Genomic DNA, 25,293 nt, shown 5'->3' with positions numbered 1-25,293 from the left:
CCTCGGTTCCCCCACCCCTAGGGTTATCCAGCGGCATCCGCCTATTCACCCGTCCGGGCAGGCGCTCGGAGTGAACCGGGGGAGCGGAAGGGGGCGCGTTCTTCGCGCGATCTTCCCGGCCGATCATCCCGCGCCTACCGTCGGAACCAGGTCACGGGGACGGGCGGGGAGGTACGGGCATGACGGAACGGGGCCCGCGGGGCGGAAGCGGGCGCCGGGGGCACGGGAGCGAGGAGCGACCCTTCGAGCAGCGCGCGGAGGGGGACGGCGCGTGCGGGGAGCGGCTGTCCGGAGCGGGCGCGGACGAGGACCCCGCGGGAGGCGCGCCGGGTGCGGTTCCGGGTGACCCGGCCGTCGCCCTCGTACGCGTCCGGGACCTGGCAGGGCGCCCGCGCGGACTCGGCTTCCTCGCCGATCACGAGGGCACCCTCCTCACCAGCCACGAGGCCGTCGACGGGCTGTCCCGGCTGGTGCTGCACGCCGGTGCGGACCGTACCTGCGTGGTCGGCCCCGACGCGGTCACCGAACTGCCCGGTCTCGGCCTCGCCCTGGTGCGCACCGAGGGCCTCGGCGTGGAACCACTGCCGCTGACCGTGCGGGAGCGCATCGACGCCGGCACCTATGTGCGGGTCGCCGCCGGCTGCTGGCGCGAAGCGCGGGTGCTGGCCGCCACGCAGGTGACGTACACCGCCACGGACCGCTTCCACCTCCTGGACGACGCGCTGGAACTCGCCATCGGCACGGCCGGCCGGGACGCGCTGCGGCTGGGCGGCGGCGCGGCCGGCGGACCGGTGCTCGACGCGCACACCGGCGCGGTCGTCGGCGTCCTCGGCACCGCCCTGCACAGCGCCCAGCGCGACGCCGGCTTCGCGGTGCCGCTGCGGCCGCACGACGGCGCCCTCGCCGGCCTGCTCGCCCGCAACGCGGCCACCGTGCCCGCGTACGGCGCCGACCTCAACCTCGCCGGCATCCTCCAGCTGACCATGACCTCAACCGGGCACGACGGCCTTCCGGGCGCCGTGGAGCCGGTCGAACGCCCCGGCATCGCCGACGGGTTGGCCGCCTTCACCACCGGTGAGCGGCCCGTGCTCGGCCTCGTCGGCGCGCCGGGCTGCGGGCGTACGACGGAACTCGCGGCGCTCACCGCCCGCCGTGCCCGGGGTGAGCGGCCGGCCCCCACGCTCTGGCTGCGCGGTGCCGATCTGAGGGACACGGACGACTCGGTGGCCGACGTGGCCCGCCGCACCTTGGCGCGTGCCGCCCGGGTCGTCGCCGCGTCCCGCTCCGGCCGGCCCGACGACCTGGGCGACGTCACGCCCGAACGCGTGGCCCGCCTCGCCGTCCGGGCCGGCCGCCCGCTGCTGCTCGTCCTGGACTGCCCCGAGGAGATGCCCCCCGCCCTCGCCGACCGCCTGTCCGCCTGGGCCGGGAGCACGGCCACCTGGCTGACCGGGACGGGAACCCGCCTGGTGGTGGCCTGCCGGGAGGAACACTGGGAACGCACCGGCCGCGCCTTCCCACCGGACGTCCTCCACGTGCCGGGCGACCCGGAGCAGCGGGACCACAGGGGCGCGGCGGAGAACGGCGAGCCGCGGGGCGCGCAGCCCGGAGCCGGGCCGGACGGTGCGCCGGCCGCGGACTGTGCCGGAGCGGAGAGCGCGTCGGCCGGGCCTGCGGTCGAGGCGGACGGTGCCGGTGCGGGGCGGGGGCCGGCCGGCTCCGTGGTGGGGGCGGACGGTGCCGGTGCGGAGCGCGGCCCGGCCGGGCCTGCCGCCCTGGCGTGCGGCGGTGAGCCGCCGCGCACCGCACCGGCCGGGCCTCCGGCTGCGCCCCCGGGCTCGGCCGGACCGGCCGGGCCGCCGCACGGTCTCGCCGGTCGCCCGCCCTCGGCCGGCGGCGCCTCGACCGACGGCACCGCACCGCGGGTCCCCCTGCCCCGGTTCGCCTTCTCGGCGGGCAGCTCCGAGCCGCATCACCTCCCGGCGGCTCTCGCCTCCCTGAAGGACAGCCCCGAGCCGCATCACACCCCGGTCCGCCTCACCTCCCCGGCGGGCGGCCCCGAGCCGAACCTCCCTCCGGGCCGCCTCGCCCTCCCGTCCGACAGCCCCGCACCGGACCGCACCGCCCGCACCTCCGAGACCCCGCCCCGCAACCGCCCCGCACCCACCGGGCCGGCCCCCGGCGAAGCCCCCCGCACCCCCGCCACCGATCCCCTTCCGCCCTGTCTGCGCATCGGGGACTTCACGGTCGAGGAGGCGCGGTGGGCCCGGGCGCGGTACGGGATCCCGGAGGGCGTGCTCGGTGAGCGGGACGCGCGGCATCCGCTCGTGCTGCGGCTGCTGTCCGAGGTGCGGGCCGCCGTACCCGACGCGGCGGTCGCCGGGCCCGTCGACCGGCACGACGTGTTCGCCGCCTACCTGGATCTGATGTGCCTGCGCATCGCGGTCCGCCTCGCCGCCGCCGGCGGTCCGCGCGGAACGGCCGTGCGGCGGCTCGCGGCACGGGTGGCCGGGCAGGTGCACGAGGCCGCCCGGCGCAGCCTCGGACCGGGGCAGGGGGAGCTGGACCGGGAGTCGTTCGAGACGCTGTTCCCCCACGGTCCCGCCCCGGTCCGGCTCGGCGGCGGTACCGGCTGGGCTTCCGCCGTGCTGGCCGAGGGCCTCCTCGTGCCGGCCGGTACCGGCTACCGCTTCGCCCACGAGGAGCTGGCCGACTGGATCCAGGGCACTCACCTGGACCTGGACGCGGCGCTGCTGGCCCTGGTGCACCGCGTCGGCGAGCCGGGCGCGGCCCGCCCGGTTCCGGTCCCGCACCACCGCGTCGGCCCCGTCGTCCAGGCGCTGCTGCTCCTCGCCCGCCAGCAGGGTCCCGGACGACTCGCCTTGCGGTTGCGGGAGTTGGCCGACGCTCTGGACCAGGACACCGGCTCCTGGTGGGCGGCGCGGCTGCTCGCCCGGACCCTGCTCCAGGTCCCCGACGCGACGCCGTACACCGAGGTGCTGCGCCTGCTCGCGGACCGTGTGGCCGCCTGGCACGGCGACGGGCGGCCCGTACCGGCCGACTTCCGCCCCGCCTTCTGGACCGGCCTGCCCCTCCCCGACACCGAACGCGTCGACCTGCTGCGCCGCCTCGTCCTGGCGGACCCGGCGCCGCCCGCGGCAGGCGACCGGTACCTGGACGCCGTCGCCGGACTGCTCGCCGCCGCACCCGCCGCCGTACAGCCCCTGCTCACCCGGTGGTTCACGGACGAGCGGCCGCTGCCCGCGACCCCGCACGCCACCGTCGCCACCGCCGCGCAGGCGCTGCTGCACACCCACCGGCACGGTGCCCTGGACGATCTCACCGAGGTGCTGGTGGGGTGCGCGCACCGGCGTGCCGACGAACTGCTCGCCGTCCTCGCCGAGGAGGAGCCGTCTGCCCTGTGCCGGGCGGTGGACCGCTGGGCGCACGACGAGCGCCCCGCCCGCCGGGTCGCGGCCGTGGCCTTCGCCCTGCGCGCGGCCCCCCATGCCCGTTCGGACGCCGACCGCGAGCTGCTGCGCTACGCCGCCCTCACCCTGCTCGCCCGCCCCGCCGACCGCAGTCTGCACGGCGCCGCGCTGGCCCTGCTGGTCCGCGATCCGCGCAGCCGGGACCGGCACCTGCCCGCGGCCCTGCGCCACTTCACCGACGGTGACCCGCAGTTCCCGCCCAGCGCCCTCGTTCCCGCCCTCACCACGCACCCGGAACCGGTCCTGGCGGCCTTCCACGCCCGCCTGTGCGCTCCGGGCGCCGGTGGCCCGGACACCGGAGCGGTCCTGCGCGGTCTCACCCAGGTCCCCACCGCGGCCCTGGCCCGCCGGGCGGCCGCCCTCGTCCGGGAGGCGCTGCTGCGGCGGCCGGAGACCGCCGGACCCGTCGCCGGGCAGGTCGCCGTCCAGGTCGAGCGCCGCCTCGAACAGGGCCCCACCGCCCGTCCCGTCCTGCTGCCCCTCGTCACCGGCCTGCTCGACGGCGGCCCCGAACCGCTCCGCGCGGCCCTCGCCACCGTCCTCGCCGCCCCCGGCACCCCCGCCTCCCACCCGCTCCGCCGCGAGCTGCTGGAGTTCCTGCTCGCCCGGGAGGAGGACCCGTCCGTCCTGCTCGCCGTCCTGCACGGGGCCACGGAACACGGCGGCCGGGCGGAGGAGGCCCGCGGCCTGGTCCACCGCACCGGCCTGCTCCTCGTCCGCACACCCGAGGGAGCCACCCGTTTCGACCGCGCCCTGGTCGACATCGGCCGGCACGTGCCCGGCTTCGCCGCCCGCATGGCACGCTGGCTGACCGAGGCCCCGGACGACTGGGCGGCCGTGGTCGGCCCCAGCGCCCGCCGCACGATCGAGAACCTGTCGGGCGTGCGCGTACCGGCCTGAGCGGCGGCGGGAGCGTGCGCCCCGTCACAGCCCCCATGCCGATGCTGGAGCGGAGCACCCGGCATGGCACCCTTAGACCTGCACGACGAGGTCAAGGTAGACACGGACACGGGTTCGAGGAGCGGTCACAGTGCAGCGCTGGCGTGGCTTGGAGGACATCCCCCAGGACTGGGGGCGCAGCGTCGTCACCATCGGTTCCTACGACGGCGTCCACCGCGGCCACCAGCTGATCATCAAGCACGCCGTCGACCGGGCCCGCGAGCTCGGCGTCCCGGCCGTCGTGGTCACCTTCGACCCGCACCCCAGCGAGGTCGTCCGCCCGGGCAGCCACCCGCCGCTGCTCGCCGCGCACCACCGCCGTGCGGAACTGATGGCCGAGCTGGGCGTCGACGCGTGCCTCATCCTGCCCTTCACCACCGAGTTCTCCAAGCTCTCGCCCGCCGACTTCGTGGTGAAGGTCCTGGTGGACAAGCTGCACGCCAAGGCGGTCGTGGAGGGCCCGAACTTCCGCTTCGGCCACAAGGCGGCCGGCAATGTCGAGTTCCTGATCGGGCAGGGCAAGATCTACGACTTCGACGTCGAGGTCGTCGACCTGTACGTCACCGGTGAGGCGGGCGGCGGCGAACCGTTCTCCTCCACGCTGACCCGCCGCCTGGTCGCCGAGGGCGACGTCGCGGGCGCCCGCGAGATCCTCGGCCGCCCGCACCGCGTGGAGGGCGTCGTCGTTCGCGGCGCCCAGCGCGGCCGGGAACTGGGCTTCCCGACCGCCAACGTCGAGACGCTCCCGCACACCGCCATCCCCGCCGACGGCGTGTACGCCGGGTACCTGCACGCCCAGGGCGAGGTCATGCCGGCCGCGATCTCCGTCGGCACGAACCCGCAGTTCGACGGCACCGAGCGCACGGTGGAGGCGTACGCGATCGACCGCGTCGGCCTCGATCTGTACGGCCTGCACGTCGCGGTCGACTTCCTCGCCTACGTGCGCGGGCAGGCGAAGTTCGACTCGCTGGAGGCCCTGCTGGAGCAGATGGCCGCGGATGTGAAGCGGTGCCGCGAGATCGTGGCGGCTCAGGAGTAGCCGCTCGTTCCGGCGGGAGTCGTTCGGCGGCCCTCGTCACAACGAGAAGGGCGGCCGGTGCGGTGAGCACCGGCCGCCCTTTTCCGTGGCCTTACTGCTGGGGCGGGGCCGGGGGCGCCTGCGGAGGCTGCTGCGCCTGCTGCCCCGGCTGGGGCTGCGGTTCCGGCTGCGGTTGCGGCGGTGACGGGGGCTGGGGCTGCGGCTGTCCGGCCTGCGGGTAGCCCGGCTGCTGCGGTGTCCCCGGGTAGGGCTGCGGCTGGCCCGGCTGAGGCGGGTACGGCTGCTGCGCCGGGGCGTACGGCTGACCGGGGGACGGGGCGTACGGCTGACCGGGGGCCGGGGGATACGGCTGGTTCGTCGCCGGGGGGTACGGCTGGCCGGGGGGCTGGGGGTACGGGTGCCCGGCGCCGTACAGCTGTTCCGGCGTGGGCTGTCCGGGCGTGGGCTGTCCGGGCGTGGGCGCCCCCGGCATGGGCGCCCCGGGCATGGGCCCTCCCGGCATGGGCGGGGCGGCCACCGGGGGCGGGTTGCCGTCGCTCGTCCACAGGCCGTGTGCCTGCTGGTGGCGGGTGAAGTCCTCGGCGACCATCGCGGCGAGGTTGAAGTACGCCTCACGCGTCTTCGGCCGCATCATGTCGAGGTCGACCTCGGCGCCGGCCGCCAGGTGCTCGTCGAACGGCACGACGACGACCCCGCGGGTGCGGGTCTCGAAGTGCGCCACGATGTCCTCGACCTTGATCATCTTGCCGGTCTCGCGCACCCCGGAGATCACGGTCAGCGACCGCGACACCAGGTCGGCGTAGCCGTGCGCGGACAGCCAGTCCAGCGTCGTGCTGGCGCTGCTCGCGCCGTCGACGGACGGCGTGGAGATGATGATGAGCTGGTCGGCGAGGTCCAGCACTCCGCGCATGGCGCTGTACAGCAGCCCGGTGCCCGAGTCGGTCAGGATGACCGGGTACTGCCGGCCGAGCACGTCGATCGCGCGCCGGTAGTCCTCGTCGTTGAACGTGGTCGAGACGGCCGGGTCCACGTCGTTGGCGATGATCTCCAGACCGGACGGCGCCTGGGAGGTGAACCGCCGGATGTCCATGTACGAGTTCAGGTACGGGATGGCCTGGACGAGGTCACGGATGGTGGCCCCGGTCTCCCGGCGCACCCGCCGCCCGAGCGTACCGGCGTCCGGGTTCGCGTCGATGGCGAGGATCTTGTCCTGCCGCTCGGTGGCGAGGGTGGAGCCGAGCGCGGTGGTGGTCGTGGTCTTCCCGACGCCGCCCTTGAGGCTGATGACCGCGATCCGGTAGCAGGACAGCACCGGCGTACGGATCAGCTCCAGCTTGCGCTGCCGCTCGGCCTCCTCCTTCTTGCCCCCGAGCTTGAACCGGCCGCCCGCCGCCGCGGGCCGCCCGCTCTTCGCCTTCTGCCTCTTGTTGTTGAGCAGCCGGTCCGAGGACAGCTCCACGGCGGCCGTGTAACCCAGCGGCGCGGCACCGGGGTTGATCGGCTGCCGCTGATCATGCTGAACGGGCTGCGGCCACGATGCGCCGGAGCGGGGGTCGACCGGCGCGTGCGGTGCCTGTGGAGCGGCGGGGATGCCGTCCGGGTTCTGAGGCGGCTGCGGGAAGCCGTAACCACCGGGCTGCGCCGGGGGGTTGGGCGCCGGCTGCGGGAAGCCGTAGCCGCTCGGCGGGGTGGGGCCATGAGGGTGCGGCTGGGAAGCGGGAGGCTGCGGGAACCCGTAACCGCCGGGCTGGCCGGGAGGATTGCCGACGCCGGGCTGGGCCGGCGGGTTGGGAACGCCGGGCGTCGGGGCGCCGGGCTGGGGGAAGCCGTAGCCGCTCGGCGGGGTGGGGCCGCCCGTCGGTCCGTTGGGGACCGGCGTGCCGGCCGCGCCCGGTTGGTCCGGTCGCTGGGCGGGGTTGACCTGGTCCGCGGTGTGGTCGGGCTGGTTCCACGCGGCGGGCGCGGGCTGCGGGGCCTGCGGATGGAACGGCGGCTGCTGACCGGGTACGCCGGCGGGACCCTGCTGACCGGGCATGGGACCGGGCTGCTGCGGGGCGGCGCCGGGCTGTGCGGGCCACTGCGCGGCGGTGGCGGGGGCGGCGGGCTGGTACGACGGCGGCAGCGGGGGCAGCCCGCCGTGCGACGCGGGCGGCGTCCAGCCGGGCTGGGCGCCCTGCGGGGCCGGGGGAGCGGGCGGTACGGCGGCGTAGGGGACGCCGGGGGCGGGCTGAGCCGCGTGGGGCTGGGCGCCGGGAAGGGCGGCGCCCGGCTGGGGGAAGCCGTACCCGCCGGGCTGGCCGGGGGCGGGCTGGGGCGCGTTGGCCGGCGGAGCACCGGGTCCGGGGGTGCCGGGGTGGGCGGCGTCGGCCTGCTGGGCCGGGCTGTCCGAGGCACCGTTGCCGGCAGCCTCACCACCCGGCAGGGCGCCGTCTTCCGCCGCACCCGGCTGAGGCGCACCGTCCGGGGCCGTCACGCCCGCTGCCCCGGCGGCCGAGGGCTCCGGCACGTCGGACTGCGCCGAGTCGGAGCCCTCCGACGGGGCGGGACGCACGGCGTCGACCGCGCCCTCGTCGGCACCACCCTGCTCGGCGCCACTCGCTTCGGAGCCGTCCGTCTCACCGGCGGCCTTCTCACCGGCGGCCTGCTCGGCGACGCTCTCTTCCGCCGCGGTCTTCTCGCCGGCGCCGGTTCCGTCGGACGCGGAACCCCCGGAAATGGCGGCCTCCGCCACCGGACCGTCCTGCCCGGCAGCCTCGCCACCGGATCCCTCGGCGCCGTCCTGGCCACCGGACTTCCCGGCACGGCCGTCGTCGCCCTCGGTTTCGACGACCCCGTCGGCGCCGGGGGCACCGAGACCCTCCGAAGCGCCGGAGCCATCCGCACCGGCGGCCCCTTCGACACCAGCGGTGTCCGCCGAACCACCGGAACCGGTGGCGCCCTCCTCACCGGAGGAATCCTCACCCCTGGCCGGCTCTCCGGCGGCACCGGTCCGCTCGGCGATCTCCGCCATCTGCCGCTTCAGGGCGACGGCGGAGAACCGCATGGTCGCCCCGCTCTCCAGATCCCCGTTGTCGGTCTCCGGCTCGACCACGCCGGAAGCGGCCGACGCCTCCGGCTGGGCGGGCTGGGCCTGCTGCGGCTCGAAGCCCTCGGGCAGCCGCGGCATCGGAACGGGATCACCGGTCGGCGGCGCGGGCTGCGCGGGTCCGGCCGGGTGAGCGTGGGCAGCGCCCTGCGGCGGAGTGAACGGGGCGCCCTGCGCCGGACCGTAGGGAGCCCCCTCCGCCGGACGGTACGAGACCCCCTGCCCCGGAATGAACGGTGTTCCCTGCGGCGGAGTGCCCGCCGGCGGGGTGGCCGGCGGAGGCGGTGTCGGACCCGGAACCGGCGTGCCCGTGGGGAACGGCAGCCCGGGAGCCGCCGGAGTGACCGGCTCGCCGGCGGCCGCGGACCCGGTGGACGGAGCGAAAGCGCCCGCACCGCCCGCGCCACCGGTGCCCGTACCGCCCGCTCCGGACGCGTTCTGCGTGTACCAGGCGGGGGGAGCGTAGTCGATGGTGAACTCGCCGGTGGTCTCGACGGCCTCCGCGTCGGGCTGGTCATCGCCGGGTGTGTCCCAGCCCCCGCGCATCCCGTCCCGATCGCTGCTCACAGTTCCTCCTGGTGTGGTCGAGCACCCTCATGCCGTGCCGGGGCGACCATGTCGTGTCGTACCGAGTCGTCCGTAGTCGTTCGGGGCGGTCCGAAGCACCGGCTCTCCCCCCGGGACACCGACGCCGGTTCACGGGTCCTGCCATCGCGCCCGCTCCCAGCCTAATCACCAGGAGCCACCCCTCGGCAGGGCCGCCCGCCCCTCCGCGCCCGCGCACCAGGTCACGGCACCCGCGCAGACACCCGCCCGCCGCGCGCGACCACGTACGACACCCTGAACAAAAGGGAGAGAAAAGGGCAGTTCAGTCCATCCGGCGGGGCGTGCCCAACAATCCGATCTCCGCGTCGGTGGGTTGCGTCAGCACGTACTGCCGGTCGCGGTCGGTACACCACAGGGTGACGCCGTCGGGCAGCCCCGGCAGGGACTCCACCTCGGTCCGCGACAGGCCCATCGTGCGCCCCAGTTCGGCCGCCTCGTCCGGCGAGACCCGCTGGATACCGGCGAGCCGCGCCTGCCGCAGCAGCCGGGGCGCGACAGGACTGAGATACGGCAGCAGGGTCAGCACCGACTGCCAGGGCCCGGACACCACCCGCCCGCGCGGAGGCCGCATACCGCAGTCCCGCACCACCAGCACCGGCGTACCGGCGGAGGCACCCTGCGGCGGCACCCGCCCGACGTCGTACACGGACAACCCGTTCTGCCCACCGCCCATGGCATGCACCATCTGCATCCATGCCTGAGGCCGCCCGGTCTCCACCGCGACCCGGGCACCGGTGGCGGCGGAGCGCAGAGCGAGGACCTGGGCCGTCCACAGACCGCCGATCAGGACGACGTCGTACGGCGTGGGCCGGTTGATGCCCAGCACGGCCGGCTGTCCCTCGGCGTCGACACCGGCCACCACCCCGTCGTCCCCGATGGGCAGGGCGAGCGCGTCCAACTGCTGGGCGGGCAGTCCGTGCCGGCCGTGCCGCGGCCCGATCAGGCCGAGCCCGTTGCGCAGCCGTGCCACGGCCCGCCGTGGCACGGACGGCTCCTGCGCCACCCGCATACCCGGCGCCGGGGAAGCCGTCGGAGTCGTCGTCACCGCGCACCTCCGAGCGGCAGAGTGGCCAGCATGCCGGGCAGTTGCTCGCGGTCGAGGCGGGTCAGGCCGGCACCGGACTGACGGGCCGCGTCCTCGAGGGCGCGCCGCGCCGCCACGAGTTCGTCGTCACTGCGTCCGGTCACCCGCAGATGCCCGCACAGCGACCACTCTTGCCGCTCCCCGCGTGCGAGGGTGAGGCTGAAGGTGGTGGCCAGCGCGGGTACGGCGGTCACCCGGGCGACGAACTGCGGCAGTGACTCGGACCGGTCACCCCCCAGTTGGGGCCAGCGCCGGATCCAGTACGTCGTGTGTCGTCGGTTGTCGCAGCGCCAGCTGCGTCCGGACTCCTCCGTCCGCCGCTCCCGGGTCTCGCTGCGTCCCGCCTCGGCGGTGACCAGCGGGTTGGCACAGGCGGAGGTGGCGAGTGCGGCGACCAGTTCCTCCTCGTCCAGCACCCGGGCCCGGAATCCCGCACCGGTCAGCCGGCTCGCCAGGTGGTCCGCGGCCCGCACCACGCACTTCTGCGCGCCCGTCAGCCCGCCTCCACGCGCCGCCACGGCCTCCGTGCACAGCTCGGGGTCGAGCTTCAGCGCGATCCAGGTGATGCGTACGGCAGGGGCGCCGGTCTGCTCCTGCAGCGGGAGGTAGTTGGCGACGGCCACGGACTGCTGAGGCAGGTGCAGCGCGGGTGCCGGCTGGGTGTGCAGCACGATCTGCGCCGACTCCAGGCGGATTCCGTCCACCTCCAGCGCGTCCCGCACGAGCCGCAGGGGCAGCGGCTGACGGCTCCGTTCGGCCCGCAGCGCGGTCGCGTCGGCCTCCACCTGGAGGACGGCCGTGACGAACGTCCCGTCGCCGACGATCCCGACCGGCCGCCGGTCACGCGCGCCGTAGGAGTACGTCCGCAGAGCGGGCTCGCACTCCACCGCCGGGACCATGCCCGGCTCCGTACCCGGTGGTATCGGGGTGCCGGCGGCACGCTTCTGCCGCGCCCGCAGTTCCCGCGCGGTGGCCAGCCACTCCGGCAGGGAGCGGCCCCGCCGCCGTACGAAGGCCAGCAGTACCAAGACCAGTGCGATCACTGCGGCCGGTACCAGCGCCGCCATCCCGACAGCCCAGCCGACGAGCAGAACGGCCGCCGCCAGCTCCACCAGCACGAGCCGTTGCAAACGGAACGAGCCTGCCTGGCCCGGCCGTTGTCTGAGCCCGAGCGTGACCTGCTGTCGCTCCGTGTCGCGCTGGGCGGACGTTCCACGTGGCGGTGTCCCGGATCCGGCCGCGCGGCCTGGTGCCGCCGACCGGCCGCGCGCTCGCGTCCGCGTTCCGGAAGCCATCACTCCATCCCCCCGTTTTGCTCACAACTCGCTGGAACCAGGCCACTGAACAAGGCCCTTGAGGGCCCAGGTACCCTACCCGCTCCACAGGACCGGCTCTTTACCAGGCATAGTAGGGGCCGGGTCCGACAACGGAGGGCGGGGGAACGTGGCCCCCGGTCGCGCTCCGCGGGAGACACGGGGAGAAACGGGCACAGATGGCATCTCGGCGGGATCAACTCAACGCCTACACCTTCGCGAAGCGCCGCATGCTCGCGTCGTTCGTGCAGTCGTCACCGGATGCCTCCGACGAGGGGGCGCCCCGGCCGCTGCGCGCCATCCTGCCCGGCGCGATCGTCGGCGCGGTCGTCCTCGCCGCGTTCGGTGCCTGGGGCATGTTCAAGCCGACTGCTCCGCAGGGCTGGGACGACCCGGGGCAGAAGGTGATCATCGCCAGCAAGTCCACCACCCGGTACGTGGTGCTGAAGACCAAGGGCAAGACCCAGCTCCACCCCGTTCTGAACATGGCGTCCGCCAAGCTTGTCCTCGACACCCAGAGCGATGTCGATGTCGTCACCGTGGACGAGTCGATCCTCGACAACGGCAAGATCCCGCACGGCGTCACCATCGGCATCCCCTACGCCCCGGACCGGCTGCCCTCGGGGAAGGAGGCCGGCACGGCCAAGCAGTGGGCCGTGTGCGAGCGCCCGAGCGGCAGCGGCAGCTCGATCCAGAAGGCCGCCTTCGTCCTGGCCGAGCGCGACCAGGACAAGCTCACCGACACCAAGGAGAAGCTGCACGGCGGCCAACTCCTCTACGTCGCCGCCCCGGACAAGAAGCAGTACGTGGTGGACGCATACGGCCGGGCCTATCCGGTGGACGCCTCCGACAGCCTGCTGCTGCAGACACTCGTGGGCGCGGACCGCACACCGCAGCGGGTGACCAAGGAATGGATCGCGACCCTGCACCCGGGTGATCCCATCAGCTTCCCGCCGATCGACGGCGTGCCGGGCGCGGCCGCAGGTGCCCCCGGTCAGCTGGACGCCCGGGCCAACCGCGTCGGCATGGTCCTGAGGGCGCCGGTCAACGGGCAGGAGCAGTACTTCGTGGTGCTCCCCGGCCGGGTCGCCCCCGTCTCCGACTTCGTCGCCCAGCTCCTCCTCGTGAGCAAGAACCTGGTGAAGCTCGGCCAGGCCGGACACCCCCAAGAGGTCAGTGCCGGCGCCATCACCCGGGGCGAGCCGTTCGCCGCCGAGCACAAGTGGCCCACCCGGAAGCCCACCGCGGTCAACGACCCTTCCACGGCCGACGGCAGCCGCAACACCGTCTGCAACGTGCTGAACGACGTCGACCCCGACAACGGCGAGACCACCCTGAGCACCTGGGCGGGAACCGACTTCCCGGCGGTCCTGCCCACCGGCTCCTCCAGCGCGTACGTCACCGCGGGCTCCGGACAGCTCTACCGCCAGTTCCAGGGCAGCGAGACCAAGGCCGGCCCGGTGTTCCTGGTCACCGACACCGGCCTGCGCTACGCCCTGCAGTCCAACGACGACAGCGCCGCCGGCGACAAGGGGATCGGGATCTCCGCCAAGCAGCGCAAGCAGCTCCAGCAGGAGGCCAAACTGGCGCAGACCCGCCTCGGCTATGCCGAGGTGAACCCCGCGCCCGTCCCAGCCCCCTGGTCGGAGTTCCTGCCGACCGGCCCCCGTCTGTCCACCGCGGCGGCCCGCCAGCCGCAGGGCTCCTGAGGGGTACGACGATGACGTCCACGCTCCGCACCCGTACGACCCTGGTGACGACCACGGCCGTGGCCGCGACCCTGCTGGCGGCGCCGATGGCCACGGCGGACTCCGCCTCCGACCAGTGCACGTTCTCCAGGACGAACCACAAGTACGCCGGTACGCCCTGGTCCCTGCAACGCGTCAACCTCGACGAGCTGTGGAGCCAGTCGAAGGGCAAGAACGTCAAGGTCGCCGTCATCGACACGGGCGTCGACACGGCCAACCCCCAGCTGACCCGTGCCGTCGACAAGTCCCTGGGCCACAACTTCCTGCCGCGCAAGGACAGCAAGGGAGAGCCGATCGACCGGGGCAACAACACGGGCACGACGGACACGGTGGGCCACGGCACGCGCGTGGCGGGCATCATCGCCGCCCGCCCCATGAAGGGCACGGGCTTCGTCGGGCTCGCCCCCGAGGCCACCATCATCCCGATCAAACAGAACGACGCGGAGGGAAACGGCACGGCCGGCACCCTCGCCCAGGCGATCCGGCACGCGATCAGGGTCAAGGCCGACGTCATCAACATCTCGCAGGACACGTCGAACGCCATCGCCCCGGACGAGGACCTGCACCGGGCAGTGGACGAAGCACTGGCGGCCGGCATCGTCGTGGTCGCCTCCGCGGGCAACGACGGCCTGGGGGGCAACCAGAAGAGGACCTACCCCGCCTCTTACGACGGCGTGCTCGCCGTGGCCGCGTCCGACCGCAACAACGAACGCGCGGCCTTCTCCCAGTCGGGCGATTTCGTCGGTGTGGCGGCCCCGGGCGTCGACATGATCTCCACCGTTCCGAAGGGCGGCCACTGCCCGGACAACGGCACCAGCTTCTCCGCCCCGTTCGTGGCCGGCGTGGCCGCGCTGATCAAGGCCAAGCACGCCGACTGGACGCCCCGTGAGATCGTGGCCCAGATCGAGCAGACAGCCGAACGGTCCATCGCCGGCCACGACATCCGGGTCGGCTGGGGCGTGGTGGATCCGGTGCGCGCCCTCACGGAGGACGATCACCCGATCGAGTCCCCCCGCCCCGACGCCGGCCTCACCCGTGCGGAGGCACCCGCCCCCGCCACACTCACCCTGGGCGAAACTCCACAGGAACGCACGGCCCGCGTCGCGACGTACGTCGCGATCGGCGTGGCGGTAGTGGTGGTGGGACTGGGCGGAGGAGCGGTGGCCGTGCGGGACGCGCGGCGCAGGCGTCGTGCCATGGTTAGCCGGCCATGACGTCCATGACGGTCCTGCTGTTCGCCCTGGCCACTGTCCTCATAGCCATGACCTGTGTCCGGGCGAACCGCGTACGTGCCTGGCGGGAGGCCGTAAACCCTTCGGCTCCGGAGATCCCCGACAGTTCCTTCACCGTGGCCCGCGTTCTCCTGCTCACGATGGCCGCGTTCGGCATCTACTACGGATTCCAGAGCATTGCCCTGACCGACGATGCCGAGTGGAGCTCCGAGGAACTGACCAGTGCGGTCAGAGGCGCCACGGACGACCTGGACGGCGACACTCTCTATGTCGGTCCGCACGAGGCTCCGTCGGTGGACTCCGGCGGCGACTACGCCCTGAAGGTCGAGGACACGGTAGCCGAACACGGCGGCGGCGACTCCCCGCGCTTCGGCGTGGACGCCGAGGCGACCGGCCCGGACGCGTCCGACGAGGCTTACTACACCGTCACGGCGGATGGCACACCGTCGGTGTTCTGCCTGCACGTCCGCCTGAGGCGCGACAAGAGCGGCGACTACGAGGCTCCGGGGATCGCCGGCAAGTCATACCCGCAATACAGATACGTCTTGAGGGTGACGAGCCGCGCGGGGGAGTGCTGAGCCACCGTGGCGCCGCGGCCGCTGCCGTGGACAGCCAGGCATGCTCACGGCGTCACCTTGGACGGCGCGTCACACTTCGCTTCTGCTGTGCGTGCCTGCGACGGCTTCTTACCCCGCCTGCACCCGCGTGGCCCGCTGCGCGAAAACATGCGCGAAGCGGTTCAGGAATGAGTCCGCCATGTCGACCTGCGGGCCAGCCGTCGCCATCGACAGCATGATGACGCTGCCCACCCGCACCTGGATCAGCGCACCCTTCGATCCCTCGATCATCGATGCATCTCGACCGATGACACCGTCCCGCTGATCGCCGAGTTCCCCAGTCGACACGGCCCGCGCTGCCGGTACCTGATGCTTCCACGCCTGCCAGACAGTTCCGTAAGCGGCTCGCGCTGAGGCGTCGTCGCGATAGGCCTGGACGATGAAAGAGATCTCCGGTTTCCCCTGCTGGTGAAAGGCCGAACTTCCGAAGAAGCGAACCTGCGCACAGGAGTCCTGTCGCGTGCCCTCGTAACACCGACCGACTCCCAGGGCCTTGGCCTTCTTGAGCGAGTAGGCGACCGGCTCCGCGGATGCTTTCCATCCCGGCAGGGACGCGGCATCAGGCAGCACTGCTTCCGCCTGACTGGCGTCGAGTGGGGTCGATTCGCCTGAGTGCTCGCCGCCGCATCCGCTCAGCAGGGCAAGGGATGCCATGACAGCCAGAGCCGTCTTACGAGCATGCATCGGACCGTCCTACGGCGTCGGTGTATGCGGTCGCCAACTTCTTCATGGCTGGAGTGTCGCCGAGGTCCGCGTTGGAGATCTGCAACGAGGTGTACAGCAACTGCCGGGAGTGGGCCGAGCTCTTACAGCCCTTGACCAGCTTCACGGAACCCGTCGCACTGTAGTAGTCGCCATCGGGAGACAACTGCGCCTTTCTGAGCTGTGCGTTGGCGGACGCGACCGTGCTGCTGGACACGTCCTCTCGCCACCATTCCGTATTGGCCATCAGCACCCACCTGCCGTCGACGTCCACCCGGCAGATCGTCCTGGAAGGTACCGGGTGCGTCTCCCTGACCTTGATCTCCTTACCTGAAGGCAGGAAGGGGGAAACCAGGTCGGGATTCACCGGAGTACCGCAGAGCGCCCTGGGCGCGTCGTACTCCGTCTTGGCATGTGGCTCCGAGCATCCGGTGATCGTGCCCAACGCCACCACTGCCGCCGTGGCTGCCAGAGTTCGCCAAGCCATTGAGTACCCAGCCTTCTTCGCTCGGTTCGCCTCGGGCATCAGATGTCCGTGACCAGCTCGGCGCCGACTCGCTCCATGTAACCGCCGCCTTCCAGGAAGCCCTGGGAAGAAGACTGTTCCGCCCATGTGGCCACATCGCCGCTCAGGTGGTATTGCTTGGCCGCATTGAAGGCGGCTGCACTGGTGTACTTCATGTTGGCCTGGTTGCCGTTCTCCCAATCCTTGCCGATCTTGGCACCGGCATCATCCTTGGCGCTGCCTTCGGCGTCCTTGAAAAGCTCCTCAAGCATCATGCTGGTCGCGGTTCCGGCGGCGCCGCCCACGCCGGCCCCGACCGCTGGCGAAGCAATGAAGGAGGTTCCGACACCGACGCCGGTTCCGACCGTCCCGGACAGGAAGTTCTTCCACTGGGCCACCGAGTGGTCGAAATCCTTGTCCTTGACGTCGGCTGGTCCCGCTACGGCCTCATTACGCCCCATCGCCAGGGTTCCTGACACCTGGCCGGAGTGGCGGGCGATGTCCCGGACCGTGAGTTCCACATCTCGATCGGGTCGTTGACTCTCCGGCAGGTCCGGGTTCAGGTGGTACTCCATCAACTTCCCCATGTACGCCTTCTGGCCCACCTCGACCGCGGCATAACCGTGGGGGTCCTGGCCGACGGCGAAGAGGAACCGTGAGACATCGCTGTGGCTCACCTCGGCGGCCGTGCCCTGAACGGGGTACAGCTTCTGGAGGCGTTCCCATGCGGCTTGGCCGGCCGCGTCGGTCTTCCCCGGGTGCCTGTCCACATCAGTTGTGGCACGGTCGATGTCGGGAAGGTACTCCGAGGCGATCTGGCCGATGCTGTCCGACATGTAACTGTGGTCCGTGAGGCGCCCGTTGTCGTCCGAGATCGAAGACACGATGTCCTCGAACAGCTTGGCCTGACCTGGATTGTGCGCTGGCGTGTCACCGGTGGGCAGTTCACCCGCGGGGTGTCCCGTGGCGGCGGCCTCCAGCGCCGATGCAAGGTTGTTACGGCCGTCCGTGCTCTCGCCGTGGCTCAGGTCACTGTTGCTCTCGTGGGGCCAGTGACGTTCCTCGAAGAGGTACTTGAAGTTGGAGACGGCGTGTTTGTGATCGCCGTCCTTCGAGATGAAGTCGTCGTTGAAGAAGTCGGTCGCGGCTGCGGGGCTGTTGGAGAGGCCCTTCAGATAGCCCGACATGGGGTCGAAGCCGGAGTCACCGGCCATGTGGTTGAGGTACGGATCGAACCCAAGCCGCTGCCAGGCCGCGTGCTTGCCGTCGCTCGTGAACTTGCGCTCCGTCTCCATGAGGCTCTTGCCGTACTGCTTCATGAAGTCGTCGTCGTAGTCACCGGCCCGCATGAGGTTGCTCATGACCTGGAAGCCGAGGATGTTGCCGCGCTTGCCCTGCACTGGTTGGTCGCCGATGTCGACCATGTGCCGCTTCCATTCGGACATGTCGGCTGTGTCGCTCTGGCTGGCGCTGGCGAGGGTGAGGCCGAGGTTCTTCTGCAACTCACCCAGTTGCTCGCGTCGTGCATGGAAGATCTCGGGTGTGACCTGGGCGTCGCTGACGTTGGCCCAGAAAGACAGAGTATTCTCCGGACCCAGACCTTTCGCGAACCGCTCCGAGAACAGCGGATCGTCGTGGTATTTCTTCAGCCCCGCGTTGAGTCGGTCGAAGTCCTTCACGGACAGGTCGTCTGGGTCCTTCTTCGCGAGCTTCGCCAGCTCGTCGGCCTCCTTGACGGCGGCGGCCGCCGCATCCCGGTCCTTGTAGCTGGCGTCGGAGAAGCCCATCTTCGCCTGGTCGACGAGCGTCATGAGGACGTCCTTCGCCGTGTTGTCGCTCTCCGTGGCCTTGCTGAGGATGCTCTGGATCTCGTTCCGGAGTTCGTCGGCATCCTTTTGGCTGGTTGCGCTCTTGTTGCCGCTCGGGTCGGAAGCCCAGTCGGGGCGGGTGGTGCCGGTGACCGTGAAGCTGCCCTTGCCGGTGTCCGTGACGATCAGGTGCTTCTTCTGGCCGCGGGAGACGGCATCGGTCAGCTGCTGATGATAGTTCTTCAGCTCGTCCCGGGTGTCGAGCAGGATCTTGTAGATGGTGTCGGCCTGCGTGTGGGCATCGGCGAACTCGCCGGCCGTCTTGCCGATGAACTCTTTGGAGACCTGGGCGTTCACACCGGCCCAGTCAGCCTTGATCGCGGCCTTGTGCAGGCCGTCCTCGGCGTCCTTTTTCAGGTCTGCAAGGTGCCTGACGAGCGTCGACCAGTCGGTGACAGCGTCATCGAGCAGCTTGAAGTTGGCGTGGTACAGGGCGTTGAAGTCCATTGGTGGTCGTCCCAGGGTCAGCGGTGCCTGATGATGTGATCGTCTGCGCCGTGATCAGGCGGACGCCGCTACTCCTTCTTCTTGGCCTTGCCGTCGTCCCCGTAGTCGTTCCTCTCGCCCGGCGCCCCCACCCGCTCGTCGAACCCGTCGTCCAAGGCGTCGATGCTGCTCATCTGCCGCTGGATGTAGCTCTCGTCGTTGGCGTGCACCGTCTTGGTGACCTGCATGTGGTTGGAGATCTGGGCGCAGGCGTCCATCAGGGACTTCAGCTGCTCCTCCCAGCGATTCGACACATGCTGGAGTCCGGCACCGAGGGCGAACCCCTGCTTGGAGAGGTCACCGGCCGCGCTGTCGCTGCTGGGGGTGGCCACGCGGGCCTTGTCCCAGAGCTGGTCGTAGAGGCGGTGGGCCGCGCTACCGATCTTGACCAGATCGCCGTGGCCCACCTTGAGGTCACCGGTCTTGCTCGGGAGGACGTAGGGGCCGTAGGTACCACCGCCCCCGTCGACATGGTTGAGCTGCATGTGCGCCGACTGCCCCTGGGCAGCCTCTGCCTTGAGCTGCTCCCATTCGTCCCATGCCATGGAAGGGCCCCTTCCCCCGTGGTCGCTCCGATGCCGGGGTCAAGCTAGCAACCCGCGCTGAGGAAAATTTGCACCATGTCCGCTATGAGCTGTATGTCGGCTGTGAAAATTCGACGGAGGTACGCTTCGCGGCTCCCTGGCGGGGTATGTCTGGCGGGTCGTCACCCGAGTCGGCGGTCGAACTGTTCGGCAAGGTCAGGTCGCCTGCTCCCGGGTGAGTTTTGTGATTGCAAAGTTGCCCGACGGCTTCCTTCGACGCCTCTCCGACCCTCACTGCCTGTGAAGCTTCTGCGTAGATGTTCCGACTCATTCCGTCAGTATTGGACACATTGTCGGTTTCGGTTGGTGCTGAGTCGGTCTCTTCGGGACATGACCGCAACTGAACTGTCGCAGAGTTCAGTTGGCCGCCATGTGCACAGTGACTACAGTGGTCAGCGATAGATCGGAAGGTGCGGCCGTGTGCCGCTTGGTCTGTCCAGCTGTACAAAACGGGGAACGGGGAAGGGGTCGCGGTGAGTGGCGGTAGCGGCTCGGGTATGAGGCGTGGCATCGATGCGCTGGCGAAGTTCAAGAGGAAGGTGGACGACGCGCTGACGGCGTTCGAAGGCGCTCCGGGCAGTCCGTCCAGACTGGCACAGCACACGCTCAGCGCCGCCTCGTTCAGTGGCTCGAACATCCCCTTCCATGAGGCGACCGAGTTGCACGGCAAGTACGAGCAGGTGCACGAACGCCTCACCTCGCTGTCGAAGAACCTGGGCCTGCAGATCGAGGCTCTTACACTCGCGGCGCACGCGGCCGACGTCACGTACGACGGTACGGAGGACGAGGTGCGGCGTCGGTTCTGGGAGATTCGCTCGCACCTCGACGAGGAGCACCACAAGGCGACGCAGTCGAAGGACGAGCACGCCGGGGAGAAGCCTGGCAAGGCCGCTGAGCACGCCGGTGACGACAAGTCTGCGGGGGCAGGTTCCATTGGCTGACAACTGGCAGCAGAAGCCCGAGTACAAGACCGACGTCGAGCAGGCCAACCGCCAGGTCGGCTTCGTCAACGCGCTCAGTCGTCTGCAGAACGGGTTCCGGGGCACGCCGATCGGGGCGGCTCTGTCCGCGGGCAAGACCGACTTCGAGAACCACAAGCTCAACGCGATGCTCGACCTGGTCCATCACGCCAACCCCGAGCACTTGGAGACGGCGAGCAAGGTCCTGTGGGATGCCCGCACGGCCATCCACGACGCGGCGACGGACCTGGAGACCCACCTCAAGGGCGTCGACTGGGAGGGCGAGGGCGCGGAGCAGTTCCGCTCCTGGACCGACGGCCTCATCGCCTGGACAAAGAGCCTCGCGACCTTCGCCGACGTCGCGGCCACCGAGATCTCCACCGCCGCGACCGGGCTTGCCTCGGTGCGCAGTTCCATGCCCAAGGAACGGGACCCCCGGCCCGCGCACGAGCAGAAGCTCCCCACGGAACTCCCCAAGGCGAAGCAGGTCGACAGCAATCCCGACTACGCCACCGCGCTCAAGGTCGAGAAGAACCGGCAAGAGGCGATCAACCAGATGAACCGGTTGGCGTCGTTCTACTCGGTGTCCGCGACCGCGCTGGGAATGGCGCTGGAGGCCGACCCGAAGCCGTATACGCCCATTCCGGATGTGGGGGTGCCCAGGCCGACGGGGCTTGAAAAGCCTGTCCACTCGGGATCGTCCACGCCTGCCTCCCTCGGTGGCGGCGTGAGGACGAGCCACGGAAGCATCGCGGGAAGTCACGCCGAGCCGGCAACCTCGACCGGAACCGGTGGTAGTGCTCACGTACCGCCCTTGAGGGAAGTACACGAGCCGCCCAGCACTCCTTCCGGCCACCAGGTCGGCACGGAGATCAACACCACGACCACCCTGCCGCCCCAGGTGCCCGCCGCACCGCCCGGCACTCCGGTTCCCACGGTCCCGTCCACCAGCGGTGGCGGCCCGGTGCCTCCGCTGCCTACGGGACCGATGGCGCCTCCCGTCGCGCCAACCGCCGGTCGTACTCCCGGCTACGGGCCAAGCGGCCGGTTGCCCGTCTCCGCACAAGGGCGATCCGGTCCTTCGGCTACCGGAAGCGGCCGTGTGACGCAAGGGCCCGTGGGCCAGCAGGGACGTGCCGTTTCCAGCGGTCGTGTACAGCAGGGTCCGCTGGGACAGACGGGACGCCAGGGCGCCGGCGGCCGAGCGCCGCAAAGCCCGCTGGGACAGGCTTCTCGCGCTACGGGGCGCGCCACACCGGCGGGCCAGCCCGGCGCACGGGGGCCCGTCCAGTCCGGGCGTGCGCCCATGGGGCGGCCTGTCACCGGCGGAACGCCGAGGACGACCAACACGCCTGGCGGACGAACGGGAGCGACCGGCCCCGCCGGCCCCGCGCGGAACGGCGTCGTGGGCGGCAAGCCCGTCACGGGCCGTGCGCCCGGAGGTGCGGCGAACAACCGGGTCCCGCGCGGTACGGTCGTCGGCGCCGAGGAACAGGCCTCCTCCACTCCTGCCAAGGGTGCTCTCGGTCAGCGAGGGGTCGTCGGTTCCCCTGCGGCCAAGGCGGACCCCGGTGCGGGCCAGGCGGTACTGCGCTCGGCGGCCAACCCCCAGGGTGTCATCGGCGCGTCGCGCAACAGCGCCGGTTCCTCGCCCAGGGGATCCGAGGCCGGCGCAACAGGGCTCGGTCGCGGAGCGGTGGGCGGTCGACAGGGTTCGACCAGTGAGACCGGCCGTGCCGGTGGGTCCGCCCGGACGGAACAGCACCGCCCGTCGCAGCAGCGGCGTGATGTGCCCCAGAAGAGCGACTGAACACGAGCGAGGACTACACAGGCATGAAGCCAGGGACCGGCCGACGCGGTACGAGGACTGCCCTCCTGACGAAGCGCGGTGGGAGACGGTTGTCCGCCGTCTGCGCGGCACTGGGCGCGCTGGCCATCGCATCGGTGGGACTGGCCCCGGGAGCCGTGGCCGCGGACGATGTTCAGTCCAAGCAGTGGTACCTCGACGCGATGGGCGCCAAGCAGATATGGAAGTACAGCACCGGCGAGGGGGTGAAGGTCGCCGTCATTGACAGTGGAGTGAATCCGCGGACGCCTTCACTCAAGGGGCAGGTACTTGTCGACGAGGTGCCCGAAGTCGCGAAGTACCACGTCACCCAGGACTACGACGGCCATGGCACCGCGATGGCCGAACTGATCGCTGGTACTGGAGCCGGTGGTGGCATCAAGGGGCTTGCTCCCGGGGCGAAGATCATCCCGATTCGGGTGGGCACAGATCGGCTGAAGGACGAGGACGAGCGGGCGAAAACCCTCACCTCCGCAAAAGCGATCAGGGCTGCCGCTGACAGCGACGCCAAGATCATCAACATGTCCTACGGAAGCCAGTATTACGACTCGGAGGAAGAGGAAGCTCTCAAGTACGCGGCTTCCAAGGGAAAGTTGCTCTTCGCGTCCACGGGTAACGACGGGGACAAGGGAAACAAGCGGAACTATCCGTCCATGGATCCGTACGCTGTCGGCGTCGCCGCCATCGACAAGAACGGAACCGTGGGCAAGTTCTCCTCCTACGGGAACCACGCGGACCTCGCAGCGCCGGGCCTCGACATCCCGGGCTGGTGCGACAACACCTTCACGAAGTACTGCACCTCTGAGGGCACGAGTAACGCCTCCGCCATCGCCTCAGCCTCCGCAGCCCTCGTCTGGTCCGCTCACCCCGACTGGACGGCCAACCAGGTGCTCCGCTCGTTCATCGACACCGCCGGCCGCACCTGGCCCAGGAGCAAGCCCAGCAAGTACCTCGGTTACGGGATCATCCGTCCGCGCCGAGTGCTGATCAAGAAGGACATCGATCCGGGCCCGGCGAACAGGGATCCCCTGGCCGCCGAGAACGGAACAGCCCCGGACGAGGACATCACGGCCGCCGGGGGTTCCTCCGCCGCACCCTCTTCCGGGGCGTCGGCGAAGCCGACCAAGGAGGCCGGTTCCGCCGGCGGTCCCACGTCCGCCGCCGCCGAGGACACCGACTCCGGCAGCGACACCCAGACCTGGGTGATCATCGGCGCCGTGGCCGCCGTACTACTCGTCGGAGGCGCCGGTTTCGCCGTGCTGCGCGCACGCCGTAACGCCTGAGCGGTCTCCCGCGCACCTGCTCATTCGCCGAGTGAGCAGCAGCCCGCTTGCCATCGGCGCTGAAGCGTGACGCACGCTCAGCGCTCGGCAAGGTCATTCCACAGAGAAAGGCACGGACATGGCGACGCAGCGCCAGAAGGTAAGTGACAAGGACATCATCCTCCTCGAAAAGGAGCTTCTGCACCGTTTCGAGGGCATCAAGGGCCAGCTCAAGGAGCTCCAGGCCATCATCGACAGCCTCGAAGGCCACTGGAAGGGCATCGGCGCCGGCGCCTTCAACGCCAAGCAGACCGAGATCAACGAACGCATGGTCCGGATCGGCAACATCCTCGCCAAGTTCATCGAGGCCATGAGCACCACTCGGAAGATCAAGGACGGCACGGAGGACGAGATCCGCTCGCAGGTCCAGAGCATCGACGTCGACCTCGGCGGCTCGCACTCGGCGCTGTCCAGCTACTGATCCCCAGCAGACCAACACTTCTCAGCAACGGAGCAATCATGGGCGTAAACAACAGCGGCGAGCTCGAAGTCACTTACGGCAGCCTCGATGACACCGCCACTCAGCTGGCCAACCACGCGCAGCGGCTGGAAGAGAGCCTGGAGGCCATCAAGCGCAAGGTCGCCGGCGTCGCCAGCATGTGGGAGGGCGAGGCTCACAACGCGTACACCGAGCAGCAGGCCGCCTGGGACCGTGAGGCCAACGGCATCCACGAGGCCCTGAAGGCCATCGGCAGGGTCGTGCACGCGGCCGGCGGTGACTACCAGGGCGGCGACCGGAAGGCCGCCAGCTACTTCATGTAAGCCGGCTTCACGCGTCGGTCGGACCGACCGGCACGTCCGGGCAGCGGGGTGGGCACGCACGGGAGGTGCCCACCCCTCTGTCGTGCCGGTGGGCCTCGGCGGAACGACCAACACGGGGACGGGACATGCATGCGACAGAGGCGCCACGGGCGTGGCCGCCGGGGGAGGAGCGGGCAGAGCCGCGGGGAGCACGGAGGCGGATCGGCCCGTACGCCCTGATCACTTCCCTGGACGACCCCCGTAGCAGGGTGCCCGTCCCCGAGCGGCGGTACATCGCCCGCAGCGCCGACGGCCGGCACACCGTCCTGCTGTCCCTGCCGCACCAAGGCAGTGATCCGCAGCGTTTCCTCGCGGAAGCCGACGCGTCCCGTTACCTCCTCGGCCCCTGCTCCGCGCCGGCCACGGCCCTCGCAGCACCCGGCGAGCCCGCCTGGTAAGTCCGCCCCTACCCGCCCGTGCGGTGCTGTGGGGAGCGCATGACGTGACCGTGACGGGCCGTTACCTGTCGCTGTCCGACCGGCTTTTCGTGGCCGCCGACGACCATGGCAGGCTGCACACCTTCTTCCTGGCCACCGGGAAGCCCAAGTGGACGGCACAGGCTGACGCCGAGATGCTGCTGATCGCGGACGCGGAGGCGATCTACCTCCTGACCAAGGACCGCCGGCTGCGTGCGCAGGAGGACTTCGGCAAGACGATCCCGCGCAGGCCGGTCGCCCATCAGGGACGGCCGGTGATGAGCACCTCGACCGGGCACGTCGTGGCTGTGAACAAGGACGGCGGCCGCATGGAATGGACGGCTCACGATCCCGCGAAGGAGCGATCCCCTTCCCCGCCGCACGGAACGGCAAGACAGTGCCCGCGCGCCGCGTCTTCGACGGGAAACAGCTCCGGGCCTACTCGGAGAAGGCGTATTACGACCACGGCAGGAAGGAGTGGGGCAGGCCACGACAACCCCATTCTTCGCCAGGGCCACGGTGTCCGGCTTCTCGACCAAGGGGCCGTGCCCACGGTCTCGGCCACGCGTACCCTGCCGGTTTTCTGACCGCCCACGCTGCTCCCCCATGCCACGGCCGGCACCCTGAACGACCCCAGGTGTGCCGGTTCA

19 protein-coding genes are annotated in these 25,293 nt (G+C 71.2%); 12 read left to right on the top strand and 7 right to left on the bottom strand.

From position 1 onward, the window contains the following. Positions 1-179 precede the first annotated feature (179 nt). Both AB0946_RS25540 and AB0946_RS25535 read left to right on the top strand, forming a co-directional pair. Positions 180-4,391: a trypsin-like peptidase domain-containing protein gene (locus AB0946_RS25540; protein ID WP_366762985.1), complete on the top strand. Its 4,212-nt coding sequence runs from the start codon at positions 180-182 to the stop codon at positions 4,389-4,391. Between the two features lie 130 nt (positions 4,392-4,521). Further along, complete coding sequence (locus AB0946_RS25535; protein ID WP_366762984.1) at positions 4,522-5,469, top strand: bifunctional riboflavin kinase/FAD synthetase; 948 nt, start codon at positions 4,522-4,524, stop codon at positions 5,467-5,469. A 91-nt stretch (positions 5,470-5,560) separates the two neighbouring features. Here the strand turns inward: AB0946_RS25535 and AB0946_RS25530 are convergent, their stop codons facing one another. The 3 genes from AB0946_RS25530 to eccE all read right to left on the bottom strand — a co-directional run bounded on the left by AB0946_RS25530 (position 5,561) and on the right by eccE (position 11,539). Next, entirely contained in the window at positions 5,561-9,121 is a 3,561-nt protein-coding gene (locus AB0946_RS25530; protein ID WP_366762983.1) for an SCO5717 family growth-regulating ATPase, read from the bottom strand. 301 nt (positions 9,122-9,422) lie between these two features. Then, positions 9,423-10,169 carry a hypothetical protein gene (locus AB0946_RS25525; protein ID WP_366763114.1) on the bottom strand — a complete coding sequence of 249 codons (747 nt, stop codon included), beginning with the start codon at positions 10,167-10,169 and terminating at the stop codon, positions 9,423-9,425. A 32-nt stretch (positions 10,170-10,201) separates the two neighbouring features. Beyond that, the gene (eccE, locus tag AB0946_RS25520) at positions 10,202-11,539 is read right to left on the bottom strand and encodes a type VII secretion protein EccE (RefSeq protein ID WP_366762982.1); all 1,338 of its coding nucleotides are present in this window, start codon (positions 11,537-11,539) and stop codon (positions 10,202-10,204) included. Positions 11,540-11,736: 197 nt separating this feature from the next. On the opposite strand from eccE, the gene eccB reads away from it, so the two are divergent. The 3 genes from eccB to AB0946_RS25505 are packed head-to-tail and all read left to right on the top strand — an operon-like array spanning position 11,737 to position 15,115. After that, complete coding sequence (gene eccB, locus AB0946_RS25515) at positions 11,737-13,266, top strand: type VII secretion protein EccB (RefSeq protein WP_366762981.1); 1,530 nt, start codon at positions 11,737-11,739, stop codon at positions 13,264-13,266. Positions 13,267-13,277: 11 nt separating this feature from the next. After that, positions 13,278-14,519, top strand: coding sequence for a type VII secretion-associated serine protease mycosin (gene mycP / locus AB0946_RS25510; RefSeq protein ID WP_366762980.1), 1,242 nt, complete (start codon positions 13,278-13,280; stop codon positions 14,517-14,519). Next, entirely contained in the window at positions 14,516-15,115 is a 600-nt protein-coding gene (locus AB0946_RS25505; protein WP_366762979.1) for a hypothetical protein, read from the top strand. The genes mycP and AB0946_RS25505 overlap by 4 nt, the downstream gene beginning before the upstream one ends. Positions 15,116-15,223: 108 nt before the next feature. Here the strand turns inward: AB0946_RS25505 and AB0946_RS25500 are convergent, their stop codons facing one another. The 4 genes from AB0946_RS25500 to AB0946_RS25485 all read right to left on the bottom strand — a co-directional run bounded on the left by AB0946_RS25500 (position 15,224) and on the right by AB0946_RS25485 (position 19,260). Continuing rightward, positions 15,224-15,838 carry a hypothetical protein gene (locus AB0946_RS25500; RefSeq protein ID WP_366762978.1) on the bottom strand — a complete coding sequence of 205 codons (615 nt, stop codon included), beginning with the start codon at positions 15,836-15,838 and terminating at the stop codon, positions 15,224-15,226. Next, on the bottom strand, positions 15,825-16,382 hold the full coding sequence (locus AB0946_RS25495) for a hypothetical protein (RefSeq protein WP_366762977.1): 558 nt from the start codon (positions 16,380-16,382) through the stop codon (positions 15,825-15,827). Before AB0946_RS25495 ends, AB0946_RS25500 begins: the two co-directional genes overlap by 14 nt. Then, complete coding sequence (locus tag AB0946_RS25490) at positions 16,382-18,676, bottom strand: hypothetical protein (protein ID WP_366762976.1); 2,295 nt, start codon at positions 18,674-18,676, stop codon at positions 16,382-16,384. Before AB0946_RS25490 ends, AB0946_RS25495 begins: the two co-directional genes overlap by 1 nt. Positions 18,677-18,744: 68 nt before the next feature. After that, on the bottom strand, positions 18,745-19,260 hold the full coding sequence (locus AB0946_RS25485) for a hypothetical protein (RefSeq protein WP_366762975.1): 516 nt from the start codon (positions 19,258-19,260) through the stop codon (positions 18,745-18,747). Positions 19,261-19,796: 536 nt separating this feature from the next. On the opposite strand from AB0946_RS25485, the gene AB0946_RS25480 reads away from it, so the two are divergent. The 7 genes from AB0946_RS25480 to AB0946_RS25450 all read left to right on the top strand — a co-directional run bounded on the left by AB0946_RS25480 (position 19,797) and on the right by AB0946_RS25450 (position 25,230). Beyond that, positions 19,797-20,240 carry a hypothetical protein gene (locus tag AB0946_RS25480; protein ID WP_366762974.1) on the top strand — a complete coding sequence of 148 codons (444 nt, stop codon included), beginning with the start codon at positions 19,797-19,799 and terminating at the stop codon, positions 20,238-20,240. Then, on the top strand, positions 20,203-22,068 hold the full coding sequence (locus AB0946_RS25475) for a hypothetical protein (RefSeq protein WP_366762973.1): 1,866 nt from the start codon (positions 20,203-20,205) through the stop codon (positions 22,066-22,068). The genes AB0946_RS25480 and AB0946_RS25475 overlap by 38 nt, the downstream gene beginning before the upstream one ends. Before the next feature lie 155 nt (positions 22,069-22,223). Beyond that, on the top strand, positions 22,224-23,387 hold the full coding sequence (locus AB0946_RS25470) for a S8 family serine peptidase (protein ID WP_366763113.1): 1,164 nt from the start codon (positions 22,224-22,226) through the stop codon (positions 23,385-23,387). Between the two features lie 118 nt (positions 23,388-23,505). Then, positions 23,506-23,847: a WXG100 family type VII secretion target gene (locus tag AB0946_RS25465; RefSeq protein ID WP_356130778.1), complete on the top strand. Its 342-nt coding sequence runs from the start codon at positions 23,506-23,508 to the stop codon at positions 23,845-23,847. A 38-nt stretch (positions 23,848-23,885) separates the two neighbouring features. After that, positions 23,886-24,188 carry a WXG100 family type VII secretion target gene (locus AB0946_RS25460; protein ID WP_356130780.1) on the top strand — a complete coding sequence of 101 codons (303 nt, stop codon included), beginning with the start codon at positions 23,886-23,888 and terminating at the stop codon, positions 24,186-24,188. Positions 24,189-24,313: 125 nt separating this feature from the next. Next, on the top strand, positions 24,314-24,625 hold the full coding sequence (locus tag AB0946_RS25455) for a hypothetical protein (RefSeq protein WP_366762972.1): 312 nt from the start codon (positions 24,314-24,316) through the stop codon (positions 24,623-24,625). Positions 24,626-24,648: 23 nt separating this feature from the next. Next, complete coding sequence (locus tag AB0946_RS25450) at positions 24,649-25,230, top strand: PQQ-binding-like beta-propeller repeat protein (protein WP_366762971.1); 582 nt, start codon at positions 24,649-24,651, stop codon at positions 25,228-25,230. Positions 25,231-25,293: the final 63 nt, after the last annotated feature.

It is taken from the genome of Streptomyces sp. NPDC046870 (genome assembly GCF_040704595.1).
GTDB lineage: Bacteria > Actinomycetota > Actinomycetes > Streptomycetales > Streptomycetaceae > Streptomyces > Streptomyces argyrophylli.
Note: the sequence above shows the minus strand (reverse complement) of the source record. Positions and strands in the feature narration are given on the sequence as shown.